The organism is Mucilaginibacter sp. GW821-FHT07H05 (assembly GCF_059418485.1).
Window position 1 is genome coordinate 579,501 of sequence record NZ_JBWKPY010000004.1, and the last position, 14,936, is coordinate 594,436.

The 14,936-nt window shown below is 45.5% G+C and carries 9 protein-coding genes; 4 read left to right on the forward strand and 5 right to left on the reverse strand.

Going from position 1 to position 14,936, the window contains the following annotated elements:
• Nucleotides 1–41 precede the first annotated feature (41 nt).
• Nucleotides 42–590 carry a cob(I)yrinic acid a,c-diamide adenosyltransferase gene (locus AC07M6_RS13620; protein ID WP_494890229.1) on the reverse strand — a complete coding sequence of 183 codons (549 nt, stop codon included), beginning with the start codon at nucleotides 588–590 and terminating at the stop codon, nucleotides 42–44.
• A 140-nt stretch (nucleotides 591–730) separates the two neighbouring features.
• Here AC07M6_RS13620 and AC07M6_RS13625 point away from each other — a divergent pair, with 140 nt between their 5' ends.
• Nucleotides 731–1,699, forward strand: a complete 969-nt coding sequence (locus tag AC07M6_RS13625; protein ID WP_494890231.1) for a chitinase — start codon at nucleotides 731–733, stop codon at nucleotides 1,697–1,699.
• A 25-nt stretch (nucleotides 1,700–1,724) separates the two neighbouring features.
• On the opposite strand, the gene AC07M6_RS13630 is transcribed toward AC07M6_RS13625, so the two are convergent.
• From AC07M6_RS13630 to AC07M6_RS13640, 3 genes are read right to left on the reverse strand one after another with little or no spacing between them, the layout of a single operon-like run.
• Nucleotides 1,725–2,528 (reverse strand): ABC transporter permease, encoded by an 804-nt coding sequence (locus AC07M6_RS13630; protein ID WP_494890232.1) that lies wholly within the window; start codon nucleotides 2,526–2,528, stop codon nucleotides 1,725–1,727.
• Nucleotides 2,525–3,430 (reverse strand): ABC transporter ATP-binding protein, encoded by a 906-nt coding sequence (locus tag AC07M6_RS13635; protein ID WP_494890234.1) that lies wholly within the window; start codon nucleotides 3,428–3,430, stop codon nucleotides 2,525–2,527. Before AC07M6_RS13635 ends, AC07M6_RS13630 begins: the two co-directional genes overlap by 4 nt.
• Entirely contained in the window at nucleotides 3,424–3,639 is a 216-nt protein-coding gene (locus AC07M6_RS13640) for a hypothetical protein (protein ID WP_494890235.1), read from the reverse strand. Before AC07M6_RS13640 ends, AC07M6_RS13635 begins: the two co-directional genes overlap by 7 nt.
• Nucleotides 3,640–3,846: 207 nt before the next feature.
• Here AC07M6_RS13640 and AC07M6_RS13645 point away from each other — a divergent pair, with 207 nt between their 5' ends.
• Both AC07M6_RS13645 and AC07M6_RS13650 read left to right on the forward strand, forming a co-directional pair.
• Nucleotides 3,847–4,857, forward strand: coding sequence for a sensor histidine kinase (locus AC07M6_RS13645; RefSeq protein WP_494890237.1), 1,011 nt, complete (start codon nucleotides 3,847–3,849; stop codon nucleotides 4,855–4,857).
• Nucleotide 4,858: 1 nt separating this feature from the next.
• Nucleotides 4,859–5,605 (forward strand): LytR/AlgR family response regulator transcription factor, encoded by a 747-nt coding sequence (locus tag AC07M6_RS13650; RefSeq protein WP_494890239.1) that lies wholly within the window; start codon nucleotides 4,859–4,861, stop codon nucleotides 5,603–5,605.
• A gap of 119 nt (nucleotides 5,606–5,724) precedes the next feature.
• Here AC07M6_RS13650 and dnaE read toward each other — a convergent pair whose 3' ends face one another.
• On the reverse strand, nucleotides 5,725–9,312 hold the full coding sequence (gene dnaE, locus AC07M6_RS13655; RefSeq protein ID WP_494890241.1) for a DNA polymerase III subunit alpha: 3,588 nt from the start codon (nucleotides 9,310–9,312) through the stop codon (nucleotides 5,725–5,727).
• 315 nt (nucleotides 9,313–9,627) lie between these two features.
• On the opposite strand from dnaE, the gene AC07M6_RS13660 reads away from it, so the two are divergent.
• Complete coding sequence (locus AC07M6_RS13660) at nucleotides 9,628–14,934, forward strand: translocation/assembly module TamB domain-containing protein (protein ID WP_494890243.1); 5,307 nt, start codon at nucleotides 9,628–9,630, stop codon at nucleotides 14,932–14,934.
• Nucleotides 14,935–14,936: the final 2 nt, after the last annotated feature.

The following is a 14,936-nucleotide window of genomic DNA, read 5'->3' on the forward strand; positions in this document are numbered from 1 at the left end:
ATATTTTTTATCTGATTATCAAATTATTTTTTTAATAAAATTTAAAGTCGTGGTATCCACTTGTTTTCAGGCACTTGTTGCTGGTGCGCCACCCTTCGGCCCAGGGTAAACAGATAATCGCTCAACCTGTTTAAGTAAATATTAACTTTTTCATCAACCGGGCTCTCTTCGGCTAAATGCACGGTAATGCGCTCGGCCCGACGGCAAACGCAGCGGGCAATATGGCAATAAGAAATGGTATTGTTGCCGCCCGGCAAAATAAAATGCCGCAGTTCGGGCAGTTCTTCGTTCATGCTGTCCATCTCCTTCTCCAGCAGTTCAATATCTTTGGTGTGCAGGTCGGGTATCACCATTTTAGATCGCTCAGGATCGGCCGCCAGCGATGAGCCGATGGTGAACAGGCGGTCCTGGATCTGTTTCAATACCTCCTGATCATGCCCGGCAAGATCCTGGTCGCGGATGAGGCCCACCCACGAGTTTAGCTCATCTACCGTCCCGTAGCTTTCAATACGGATATGGTGCTTGGGCACACGCGTACCACCTATCAGCGATGTTAATCCCTTATCGCCCGTTTTGGTATATATCTTCATAACGTATGCAATTAAAATTGTAGTACGGTTTTTGGACTTATATAATTTATTTCAAATATATCTGTTAAACTTGCTAAGCAATACAAATGCCCCCCTTAAATTTATCTGTCATGAAAATTAAGTTATTAATAACCCCGGTCATGTTACTAACAGGCGCTTTATCAATGGCCAGTATAAGCTGTGGCAATACTGGCGGCAGCACTGCGCAGGTTAAAACTAAGGCTTATGCAAAAGCAAGTTTCAGCAAGTTTATCAGCGAAAAGCAGTTTAATGACCTTTTTCCCTTACGGGATAAATTTTATACTTACGCCGCCTTTATTAAAGCGGTAGATGAGTTGGGGAATATTAAAGTGAAAGTAACCCGGCGGTCTCTATCGGTTTACCAGCTTATCCGTACCGATAAAACTACCGGCAAAGCCACAACGATAAGACAAGACCCGGATTGGAACGAACCCTGGGCCAAACAAAAACCCGACAGCACTTATACAATTGACTACGGCGCCTTCTGTGCCGAAAAAGACGCGGCTACCAATAAAAAAGAATTGGCGGCTTTCTTCGCTAACGTAGCGCACGAAACCCGCCACGGCGAGAACGGCAAATACAACGACGGCCTGATGTATACCCACGAGGTAAACACCAGCCTGCCCTATTTTGGAGAAAGCGACGAATACCCGCCCGTGCCCGGCAAAAAATATTATGGCCGCGGCCCGCTGCAATTGAGTTATAATGGCAATTATGGTTACGCATCTGACTGTATTTTTGGCAATTCAAAAATACTGCTCAATAACCCCGACCTGCTGCAGAATGATCCCGTTGCCGCTTTTAAGGCCGCCTTGTTTTTTTGGATGACCCCGCAAACCTATAAGCCATCGGCACATGATGTAATGATTGGGAAATGGCAGCCTACCGCAGCTGATAAAGCCAAAGGACGCGCCCCAGGCTTCGGCATGACCATTAATATTATTAACGGCGGCATAGAGTGTAACCAGGGCGATGCCATGCCCAGCATGACCGACCGCATTGGTTACTATCAGCACTTTTTAACCAAACTGGGTGTAAGCGATGCTAATTGCGCCTGCTCATGCGGGAAAATGGCGGCATATTTATGAATGGAATGAGCGAAGCCTGTGCAAATTACTTTACACTCTTCCGCTGCACAATATAATATCCCGCTATAAATACCACTACCGATACGGCAAGGCTTACATAAACATCGCTGGTAAAAATATTGATAACCATTTGGGTACTGCCCTTGCTTTTACTGTGCGGCATCATGGTTCTTAGGGCCATCATGGGGTGCGCATATGGAAAAAGATAGGCATAATCCCAGTTTGCCGGGCCTGCGCTAATTACACCCCCAATGGTTAATACAAACCCAATGCCCATCGGCTTTAAAAAATCGGCCCAAAGCAGGCTCAGTAAAAACTGGATGGATAAAATGCCCAATGCCGAAAGAAATAGTTTAAAATAGATTTGGAACAGCATCAGTTCCATGTGGTAATCGGCGAATTTCAATTCGGGCTTCAGCATGCCCAGTAAATTACCCAGGCCAATAGTGAACAATACAAACAGCAGCAGGCTCATAAATACCAGCAGAAAAGCATATAAATACTTAGCCGTATAAACCGACCATTTAGCTATCGGTAAGCTGAATAATGTTTTCCAGGTATCGGCTTTATGCTCAACACTGTTTACCGAATAGGCTACAAATATGATAAACATAGGCAATATCAATGAACCCATTATCCCTATTATCGAGAACGAAAACTTCGTCCACAGTATAATACCCGGATCGTGGGCCATTTTTGCGCTTTGCGCATAAAAGCCAATAAATACAAGCGAACAAATCAATACAGGTAATAGTATGGCGGCCCAAAAACCTAATGTTTTGCGGCTTTTATAAAATTCAGATTGGATTGATAATATAAAACCTTTCATTTGGCGGGCGATTTGGTAATGTCTAAAAATAATTTCTCCAGGTCCTTTTGCACTTTATGGATGCTGTAAACCGGGTAGCTGTTTTGGATAAGCAAGGCATTGATCTGCGCTGTGTTTTCCTTTGATTGGTAGGTCACCGTTAAATGATCATCCTTTACATCAATAACCGCATAACCATTTTTGGTTAACAGGTTGGCGGCATCAACAGTGTTATCAGTTTGGATATGCACCATTGGCTGGCTGATGGATTGCAGGTCTTTGATCTCGCCCTGGAAAAGTAATTCGCCAAAATTGATAATGCCTACATGGGTAGCCATACGTTCAATTTCGCCCAGCAGGTGGCTGGATATAAATACGGTTTTTTTATGCTGGGTAACCAGCCTGATCAACAATTCGCGGATCTCGATAATGCCGTTAGGATCAAGGCCATTGGTTGGCTCATCCAGCATCAGCAGTTTAGGATCTGATAACATGGCCAGGGCTATGCCTAAACGCTGTTTCATCCCTAAGGAATAATTACCGGCCTTTTTGCTTCCCGCGGTGGTTAGTTTTACAAGGGCCAGCATTTCATCAACACGGCTTTCGGGAATTTGCAGCAGGATGGCCCGGTTCATCAGGTTCTCTTTACCGGTTAAGTGAGCATATATCGCCGGCTGCTCAATCAGCGAGCCTACCTGCGATAAAATTTCGGTACGGTGCTTATTAAAATCAAGCCCGAAGATCTTGATATCGCCCTCCTGCGTTTGCAGCAGGTTGAGCAGTAATTTAATAGTAGTGGTTTTCCCGGCGCCATTTGGGCCAAGAAAACCATATATACTTCCTTCCGGAACTTGTAGTGATAGCGATTTAACAACCGTTTGGCTGCCAAAGTTAAAGGTTAGTCCTGTGGTTTCTATTACCATATATTTTGTGCTACGCTGCAAACTGTTTTTACCAGGCCTACTCCTTTATAAAATAACGAGGTAGATTGCTTAACGCTAAACTGACCTACTTGTTTAACTTCGGCGCTGGCTTTTTGTTCAAACTGGTAGCTTACTCCCATTACCAATGCAAATAATACTGGTATTAGTATCAGGATAAAGGGGTTTGAGTTTGAAATTAACTTTTTCATGGTGTTTTGTGATTGTTTGATGATACAAATAAACTGCAAAGGTTTAACCGGCTAAAATCATTTAGACCAACTGCCCGTGTTTATAGATGAACGGTTAAATAAGGCGGTCGGGCTGTTCATCGATCATAATTGCCAGTTCATCGAAAAAAAGCGGGGGTACATATAAATTCCGGGGCAGTTCATCGGCTTTATATCTACTTTTAAGTAATGAAAAAAGCTTTGAAAATATTTTGGCACTCGCTTTTTTGGGTAAGTATTACTGCCTTCTTTGTGTTTATTGCGCACAATAGCGGTAAAATATCCATGACGGCATTGCTGATCATATTCGGCGTTTATGGAATAATTAATGTGGCCCTGTTCTACTTAAATTATCTTGTCCTTATTCCCCGTTATCTCGATAAAAAGAAATACCGTGTATACGCAGGCGTATTACTGCTTAGCATTATTGTTTTTGGATTGATAAAATATGGGGTGGCTTATGAAACATGGAATATTATGCATGTTAAAATGCGGGAACACCTGCAGTTTGACCAGTATGCCCTAAGCACCACCATTACCAGCTGCATGTTTATATTTTTAAGCATTGTATTGCAGTTTACGGTAGATTGGTTTACCAACGAACGCGTACAGCGCGACCTGGAGAACCAGCGACTGACCGCCGAGCTGGCTTTCCTGAAATCGCAGATCAACCCGCATTTTTTGTTTAACTCGCTCAATAGCATTTACTCGCTGGCCTATCAAAAATCGGATACTACGCCCGAGGCTATCCTGAAGCTATCGGAAATTATGCGTTATATGCTGTATGAGTGTAATGATAATAAGGTTGACCTGGCTAAAGAATTAACCTACCTGCAAAATTATATCGACCTGCAAAAGATCCGTTTTGGTAAAAAAGCTTATGTAGATTTTGAAGTGAACGGCGCGGTAACCAACCAGCGGATAGCGCCCTTATTACTCATCGCCTTTATTGAGAACGCCTTTAAGCATGGCGTAGCCAACGACCCGGAAAATCCTATTAAAATGATCATTAACCTGTCTGATGGTCACCTGTCCTTTTACATGGAGAATAAAAAACACGTACATAACCGCGATTCGTCAGGCGGCATAGGTTTAAATAATGTGAGGCGGCGGCTAGATCTGCTGTATCCCGGCAGCTATAATTTAGAAATTCATGACGATGCCGATACCTATACTTGCGAATTATCATTAATTTTATAGCATGATCAGATGCCTGGTAGTTGATGATGAGCCTTTGGCCTTACACATCATAGAAGATTATATATTAAAAATACCTTTTTTAACGCTGGTAAAAGCTACCACTAACCCCATTGAGGCGCTCACCATAGTGCAGGAGGGCGGCGTGGACCTGGTTTACCTGGATGTGCAAATGCCCGAACTGACCGGCATCCAATTCCTGCGTATATCTAACGGGCGCGCCAAGGTAATTTTAACCACTGCCTACCCGCAATACGCATTGGAGGGATACGAACTGGATGTGATAGACTACCTGCTGAAACCTATCGCTTTCGACCGGTTTTTTAAATCGGCGCAAAAGGCGCAGGGCATTATCCAGCCGGCCACAAAAGCGCCGGCAGCAGAACAGCCCCTTGCAGTTGCAGCACCGCAACAACCCCAGGATGATTTCTCTCACGATTTTATCTTTGTAAAAACCGAGCATAAAATCCAGAAAGTTTACCTGCACGATATCCTTTATATAGAAGGACTGAAAGATTATATCTCCATTTTTGTAGGTAACGAGCGTATTATTACCCTGCAAAACATGAAAAAGATGGAGGATGCCCTGCCCGAACGCCACTTTGTGCGGGTGCATAAATCATACATCGTAGCCCTTAATAAAATAGACAGTATCGAGCGTTCCCGCATCTTTATCGGCGATAAAGTGATCCCCGTAGGCGATACTTACCGCGATCAGTTTTTTAAAATGATTGAGGGGAAGAATGTGTAGGTTAGGTCTATAGTTTTTAATTAGTTTGTCATTGCGAGGTACGAAGCAATCGCACATAAGCAGAGTGGTCTTGCATAGTTCGCGATTGCTTCGTACCTCGCAATGACAATGGGGGAGCATTACGCCAGCACCGCCTCCATATTGGTCAACGCCTGAATATCCTCTAACAAATCATCCGTCGGGCTTACCTTAAATGTTTTTGATGACATATCTACCAGCAGTGCATCATCCCTGTCCTTCACCAAAAACTTCAACGTACAGCTTTTATTTGGATATTTCTCGTTATTGGTTTTTACCATGTTTTCCAGGTTGTCCAGCAGTTGGTTATCCAGCGCGTTCAGGTCAAGCACTACAGTGATGGATTTGGTCAGCCGGTCGCGCATTTCTGATAGCAGGGAGATGGTATTAATGCGCAGGTCCCAGTTATCCTTCTGGCGGAATTTCTCTTCGATATTACCCCTGATGTGTACAAAAAAGCCCTCGCCCAGCAGGTTGCGGAACTTGATATAATCATCGCCAAACAGGGCAAACTCGTAGCTATCGTTATAATCCTCTAACACAAAGGTACCGAAGGGCTTACCGGTTTTAGTGGTTTTATGCTGTACATTGGCCATTAAACCGCCAATGCAGATCTCGCCTTTTTTGCGCAGTTCGGCAAAGGCGTTCATGATCTCTTCGCCCCCCTCGGCAGACCGGGCCTTTTGCATCAGTTTCAGGTCGGATACCTTGCCGTTGCAATATTTGTTCAGTTCCAGTTTATAATTATCCAGCGGATGCCCGGTAAGGTAGATGCCGATCACATCCTTCTCGTATTTCAGTTTTTCTATCAGCGGCCATTCCTCGCATTCGGGCATAGGCGGTTCGGGGATATAAGAAGCTACCGAGCCGCCAAATAACGACGATTGTGTAGTGCTTTGTGTATTCTGGTAATCGTTAGCGTACTTAACCAACCGTTCGATACCGGTTAAGATCCCGTTCTCTGTTTTAGCGAAGAATTGCGCCCGTTTGATACCATATTCATCAAAAGCGCCGCCGTAAACCAGGTTTTCGTACGATTTTTTATTCACCGCGCGGACATTGCTGCGCTGGGCAAAATCGTAAACAGATTTGTATGGGCCATTGGCTTCGCGCTCTTCAATGATACTTTCCACCGCTTTATCGCCTACCCCTTTTACCCCCGACAAACCAAAACGGACAACGCCGCTTTTGGTAACCGAAAAAGCCTGCTCGCTCTCGTTAATATCCGGACCTAAAACCGGCACCCCCATGTGGCGGCATTCCTCCATAAAAAAAGAGATCTTTTCCATGTTGTTCTGGTTATTCAATACCGATGCCATGTATTCGGCAGGGTAATGAGCTTTTAACCAGGCGGTTTGATAAGCTACCAGCGCATAGCAGGTAGAGTGCGATTTATTGAACGCGTATTGAGCAAAGGCCTTCCAGTCGTTCCATACTTTGGTCAATTTATCTTTGGGATGGCCTTTAGCCATGGCGCCGTCCATAAACTGGGCTTCCATTTTGTTCAGTACCTCAATTTGCTTTTTACCCATAGCCTTACGCAAAACATCGGCATCGCCTTTACTAAAGCCCGCGATTTTTTGCGATAGCAGCATCACCTGTTCCTGGTACACGGTAATACCGTAGGTTTCGGCCAGGTACTCTTCCATATCGGGTAAATCGTAGCTTACGGCTTCGCGGCCGTGCTTACGATTAATAAAGCTGGGGATATACTCAATAGGCCCCGGGCGGTAAAGGGCGTTCATGGCAATTAAGTCTTCAAACTTATCGGGCTTCAAATCGCGCAGGTACATTTGCATACCGTCACTTTCAAACTGGAAAGTACCGTTGGTATCGCCGCGTTGGTAAAGTTCAAAGGTTAGCTGATCGTCCAACGGCAGCAGGTCTATATCAAATTCCAGGCCATGGTTTTGTTTGATCAGCCTTAAAGCCCCTTTAATAATGGTCAGCGTTTTCAGGCCTAAAAAGTCCATCTTAATAACGCCGGCATCCTCAATCACACGGCCGTCGTACTGCGTAACCAGCAGGTCCGAATCCTTCGCCGTGGCAACAGGAACAATATTGGTCAGGTCTTCCGGCGCGATGATAATGCCCGCGGCATGTACACCCGTGTTTCGTACCGAACCCTCCAGCTTTTCGGCCTCGCGCAGTACTATCCCCTTTAACTCTTTCGATTTATAGATCTCCTGCAATTCAGGTACCTGCTCAATCGCCATTTTCAGCGTAATACCCAGGGTATCGGGCACCAGTTTTTTCAGCAAGTTCACCTCGCTTAGCGGCATATCCAGCACGCGGCCCACATCCTGTATACTGGTACGGGCAGCCATGCTACCATAGGTGATGATCTGCGCTACCTGGTTCTTGCCGTATTTGTCAACTACATAATCAATTACCTTTTGGCGGCCCTCATCATCAAAGTCCGTATCAATATCAGGCATCGACTTACGATCGGGATTCAGGAATCTCTCGAACAGGAGGTTGTATTTCAGTGGATCGATATTGGTGATCCCGGTACAGTAAGCCACTACCGATCCCGCCGCCGAACCACGGCCCGGACCAATAAACACGCCGATATCGCGACCGTGTTTAATAAAATCGGCAACAATCAAAAAGTATCCCGCAAAACCCATGGTACGGATAGTGAACAACTCGAAGTTGATCCGTTCTTCGGCTTCCGGACTGATATCGATATAACGTTCTTTAGCGCCGGTAAAGGTTAAGTGCTTCAGGTATTCCCACTGGTTCAGCGTGTCCGATTCGGGGCCACTGTGGATCTTAAATTCATCCGGGATGGGATAGTTAGGAAGCATGATATCGCGCTTCAGTTTCAGCACGTCTACCTTGTCTACAATCTCGTTGGTATTATCTAACGATTCGGGCAGGTCGTGGAACAGCTTGCCCATTTCTGCCTGGGTTTTAAAATAAAACTGGTCGTTAGGGAAACCAAAGCGCTTGCCCTTGCTGCTGGCATCCTCATCGGTCATAATGGGGGTGCTTTGCATATCGCCGGTGTTTACGCACAGCAAAATATCGTGCGCGTTGCTATCCTGCTGATCCACATAGTGCGAATCGTTTGAGCAGATCACCTTTACATTGTGCTTTTTAGCGTATTTAAGCAGGGTATTATTAATAATGGTTTGCTCATTAATATCATGGCGCTGTAACTCAATGTAGTAATCTTCGCCAAACAGGTCCAACCACCATTTAAACTCGTTCTCGGCTTCTTCTTCGGTACCTTTTAAAATAGTTTGCGGTACCGATGCGCCGATACAGCACGTAGTAGCAATTAACCCCTCGTGATATTTCAGGATCAGTTCCTTATCAATACGCGGCCATTTGCTGTACAGGCCTTCCATATAACCCAGCGAGCAAAGCTTCACCAGGTTTTTATAACCCTGCGCGTTCTTTGCCAGCAATAATTGGTGGCGGCGTACATCCTTATTCTCTTTGGTGAATTGTTTTTTATGGCGATCTTCCACCACATAAAACTCGCAGCCAACAATGGGCTTTACATTATGCTTGCCGGCTTCGGCCACAAACTTGAACACGCCGAACATGTTCCCATGGTCGGTAATAGCAAGGGCCTTCATGCCATCGGCGGCGGCTTTTTTGTATAGTTTACCTATATCTGCGGCCCCGTCAAGCAGGGAAAACTGAGTATGTACGTGTAAATGAGAGAAATCTGGCATAGTAAATCTGTTGCACTAATATCGTGAGCGGATAACAAATTTATCAAAAAACATGGGAGAAAACGGAGGTGTTGAAAAATTGACATACGTGTTAGCAATCAATTTCGGCTCAGCTTTCGGGCATTGCTTATTAACGGTAACTATAAGTTATAATCCATCCAAAAAATGTCTTATTTTCCAAACAACTTAGCTATAAAAGTTGTTAAAAATCTGTTAGAGTCAAACAGCTCATACGGCATGAAGTTTTAACCGTTCTTGCCTGCCGATATAACTGCTATGCAATAACGAAACATCAACCCTTTGAAGAACTAAGATTTGGAAAAATTTGGACGTATAGCCCTTAAAATCATCCTTTGGATAATTGCAAGCGTACTATTTCTGGTGCTGCTTGTGGCCATTCTTATCCAGGTACCGGCTGTACAAAATTTCGCCAAAAATAAAGTTGTGAACTATGTGCAGGGGAAGATCCACACCAAAGTAGAGATAGGCCACCTGAGCCTGGGCCTGCCTAAACTGATCGTACTGGAAGATGTTTATTTTGAGGACCAGAAAAAAGACACGCTGATAGCCGGTGATAAGCTGAAAGTAGATATCAGTCTGCTAAAGCTGCTGAGCAATAAAGTAGAGATAAACGAAATTAACCTGCAGGGTATTACGGCCAAAGTAAGCCGCGGGACCGATAGCGTTTTTAATTTCGATTATATTATTAAAGCCTTCGCGGGCGAGCAGAAGAAAGAGGTTAAGCCTGCCGATACCACCGCTACCATGAAATTCTCGCTGGACAAGATCATTTTGGATAAGATCAATATCTCGTACAAGGACCTGACCACCGGCAACGATGTGAAATTTTTATTAGGCCATTTTGATACCCGTATTAAGGAATTTGATATGGACAAAATGAAGTTCACTATCCCTAAGATCACTCTTTCGGGCGTAAACGCGCGTATTATCCAAACCCCGGTTGGCTCGTCCATCGGGCAGGCCGCAAGGATTGATACTGCTACTACGCCGCTAAATATGGATATTAACCTGGGCATAATCGATCTTTCGAAGATTAAGCTGGATTACCGCACCAACGAAATGACCACCCAAATGGACTTGGGTAAACTATTGGTGGAGATGGATAAGATAGACCTGAAAAAACAAAAAGTCGGCATCAAATCCATCACCCTTGACAATACTAAAGCCGCGCTGGCCTTAGCCAAACCTACCACCGTAGTAAAGGCCGTAGTTAGAACCGCAAAAAAACTGGATACGCTGATAACTGCGCCCGGATCGGACAAAGGATGGATCGTTAATTTAGGTAAGATGAGCCTGACTAATAATGATGTAAGGTTTGATAACAACGCCGAAAAATCCATTGCCAGGGGACTGGATTATAACCACATGAATATCCGCGACCTGAATACGGAGATCTCCAATCTGGCTTATACTACTGATACCATTTCGGGCAAGATCAATTCACTCTCCTTTAACGAGAAAAGCGGCCTGAAGATCAAAAAGTTCCGCACTGCATTTTTCTACGGCCCTAAAAACGCCTATCTGAACGATATGTATCTGGAAACCCCAAATACCATCCTGCAAAAACAAATACAGGTAAGCTATCCATCGCCGGATGCTGTTACCAAAAACATAGGCGCTTTAAGCATTAACGCTAATTTAGATGGCAGTAAACTCAATTTAAAAGATGTGCTGTTGTTGATGCCAACCATGGCTGGTATGGAGCCATTTAAAAGTTCGCCCAACTCGGTGTTTAAAATTAACGGGCGCGTAATGGGTAAGGTTAATAACCTGAACATCCCTAATTTAGAGATTACCGGTTTAAGCCATACCCACATTAAAGCATCGGCAGTTATTAAAGGTCTGCCCGATGTAAATAAAGTATATGCTGATCTGAACATTAAAGATTTTACCACCACCTATACGGATATGGCGCGACTGGTTCCGGCTGGCACCATCCCATCCAGCGTGAGTATACCCGAAAACATGAGCCTGAAAGGGACGTTTAAAGGCGGCATGACCATTTTTAACACCAACCTGCAACTGCGCAGCAGCTATGGCGCTGCCGATGTGAAAGCCATTTATAACGGCGCGCACAAAGGGCGTGAAAGCTACACCGCCGATATTAAAATGAACGACCTGAATGTGGGCGCGCTAACCAAACAACCGCAAATGGTAGGCAAGGTTAGCGCTACGGCACATGTAAAAGGCACCGGTATCGACCCTAAAAACCTGAGTGTACAGTTTAACGGAACAGTAGCCAGCGCTTATATAAAGGGCTATACCTACAAAAATTTAGAGATGAAAGGCACGGCTACCAACGGCAGCTATGTAGTGAATGCCCGCATGCGCGACCCAAATATCAATTTCAGTCTGGATGCTTCGGCCAACCTTAACAAGAAATACCCATCGGTTAAGGCCAATATGATGATCGACAGTATCGATCTGCAAAAGCTGGGATTTGTAAAAGACCCGATGCGTTTCCACGGTAAACTGGTGGCTGATGTCCCCACTGCCGATCCGGATTATCTGAATGGCAAGATTATGCTGACCGATATGCTGCTGGTAAACAAAGGCGAGCGCATTAAGCTGGACACCGTGAGCCTGATATCAACCGCTACGGCCGATAGCAGCACGCTGTTATTAAAACTCCCCATGCTAACCGCCCATATGGCCGGCAAATACAAACTCACCGAAGTTGGTCCGGCCCTGCAGGATGTAATTAACAAGTATTACGATACCAATTTGGCCGGAGGCGCTACGGTGGCTTCCAGGGCCAAAATAGATTCGGCAAACCGGGCTAAAACCAAAGCTCAAAAACCCATTAAACCAGCCTATTCGCCGCAACAATTCACTTTTGATATCCGCGTGATCAAAACCCCGCTGTTCACCAAATTTGCGCCAGACCTGAAACAGCTGAGCCCGGTAATGATCAACGGTAAATTTGACAGCAATACGGGCGAACTGACCGTTAATGGCACCATACCCAAAGTGGTTTACGGTACCAATACCGTCAGCAACGGCAAGCTGAATATCAATACCAATAATAACGCACTGAACTATGCCCTTACGGTGGATGAAGTAAAAGTGGGCACATCGCTTGATCTGCTTTATCCCAGCATCAGCGGAAGCGCCCAAAATAATAAACTGAATGTGAACGTACAGGTGCGCGATGCAGCCAAAAAAGAACGTTACCGCATGGCGGGGGTATTTACCGCCCTCCCCAACGAATACCAGTTCAGCTTTTTGCAAAACGGTTTACTGTTTGATTATACTCCATGGGCAGTTAGCCCTAACAATGCCCTGCAATTTGGCGGCAAGGGTATCCTGGCGCGTGATTTTAGCATTTCCAACGCCGGGCAGGTATTAAGCGTGAACAGCAGTTCGCCCGAATACAATTCGCCTATTACGGTAGGCTTCACTAATTTCCGTATTGAAACGCTGACCAAGATAGCGCAGCAGGATTCACTGTTGGTTGGCGGGGTGATCAACGGCCAGGCACAGATCAGTAATCTGCAAAAAACACCGCAATTTGTAGCGGACATGCATGTTAACGATTTCAACTTTAAAGGTGATACGGTAGGCAATATCGCGCTCAAAATCAACAACCAAACCGAAAACGCTTATGCTATAGATGCCAACATTACCGGCAAAGGCAACCAGGTTACCCTGAAAGGCCTGTACTATACCGCGCCCGAAAGCAGGATTGATATGGATATGAATATAGTTACCCTGAAGATGAAAAGCATAGAGGGTTTCAGCTTTGGCGCTATCCGCCGGGCCAGCGGCGATATGACCGGTCAGTTGAAAATAACCGGCTCACCAGACGCTCCGCAGGTACGTGGCGATGTTAACTTTAACCAGGTGGGCTTTAACGTATCGATGCTAAACTCCTACTTCCGCATGCAAAAGGAAAGCATCACCTTTAATGATGATGGTATCCGTTTTAACAATTTCACGCTGATTGACTCGGTAGGCAATAAAGCGATGGTGAACGGCACGGTTTATACCAAAACCTTTACCGACTATCGTTTCGGGCTGGATATCACTACGGATAATTTCCGGGTGATCAATTCAACCCGTGAGGATAATAAACTGTACTATGGTAAGCTATATTTAGATAGCCGCATCAGGATCCGCGGGGATATGAATAAGCCGGTTGTGGATGCCACCCTGACCGTGAACGATAAAACCGACCTGACCATTGTACTGCCTACCAATGACCCGGCTATTGAAGACCGTAAGGGCGTGGTTTATTTTGCCAATGCCAACGCGCCCAAACTGGATTCTATCCTATTGGCTAAAAAGCTGGATTCGCTGAAAAAATCCGACATCACCGGCATGGATGTTTCCGCCACGATCAACGTAAATAAAAATGCCAATTTTAATATCGTAATAGACGAGCGTAATGGCGATGTGGTACACCTGAAGGGCGATGCGCAACTGAACGCCGGTATTGATCCCAGCGGCAAGATCAACCTAACCGGTACTTATACCGTTAACGAAGGATCGTACACCCTCTCCTATGCTACCGTTAACCGCAAGTTTGATTTTAAACAAGGCAGTACCATTACCTGGACCGGCGACCCGACCACCGCGGACATTAACCTGACTGCCGTATATGTGGCCAAAGCGCCTCCTATTGACCTGGTTGGGCAGCAATTAACCGGCGACGAGACGCAGCGCACCATGTACAAGCAAAAGCTGCCCTTTAATGTTAACCTGATGATGAAGGGCGAATTAATGAAGCCCGATATTAGTTTTGACATTGTACTGCCCGAGGATAATTATTCCGTATCAAGCGAAGTGGTTAACACCGTGAATAACCGCCTGGCACAGGTAAGACAAGACCCTAACGAGTTAAACAAACAGGTATTAGGCGTATTGGTGCTGGGCCACTTTATTGGCGATAACCCCTTGCAAAGCGCCGGCGCGGGCCCCAGCATTAACGGCACCATCCGCAACAGCGTGAGCAGCTTGTTATCCGACCAGCTGAATAAACTGGCCGGCGATCTGATAGGCGGTGTGGCCCTGAGCTTCGACCTGCAATCGGGCGAGGATTACTCGATGGGTACCGCGCAAAACCGTACTGATCTGAATGTTGGCCTGTCTAAACAGTTCCTGAACGACCGCCTGACGGTTACTGTTGGTAATAACTTTAACCTGGAAGGGCAGAACCAGCCGGGGCAAAAGGCCACCAATATAGCAGGCAATGTATCCATAGGCTATAAACTAAGTAAGGATGGCCGCTACATGCTGCGCGCTTACCGTAAGGATGAATATATAGTGATACAGGGCGAAGTGATAGAAACCGGCGTAGCCTTTACCCTGACGGTAGATTATAACCGCTTCAGCCAGATCTTCCGCAAACGGACAGCGCAGGAAAAAGCCCTGAAGGAGGAAACTAAAGAAGCTGATAAACAAGATAAAAACGAACAGAAGGCCAGGCAGGATTCTATAGATAAAAAAACACAGGAACAGCAGGACAAGCAAAAGCAGGCTCCGCCTCCACCTGCTGCATCTAACCAGGACGCGGAAATGCGCCAGGAGAATGCGATAGATTATAAAATGCAGGAAAACCAGGATCAGCAAAATTGGGTCCCCACTACAACATCAAAATAACC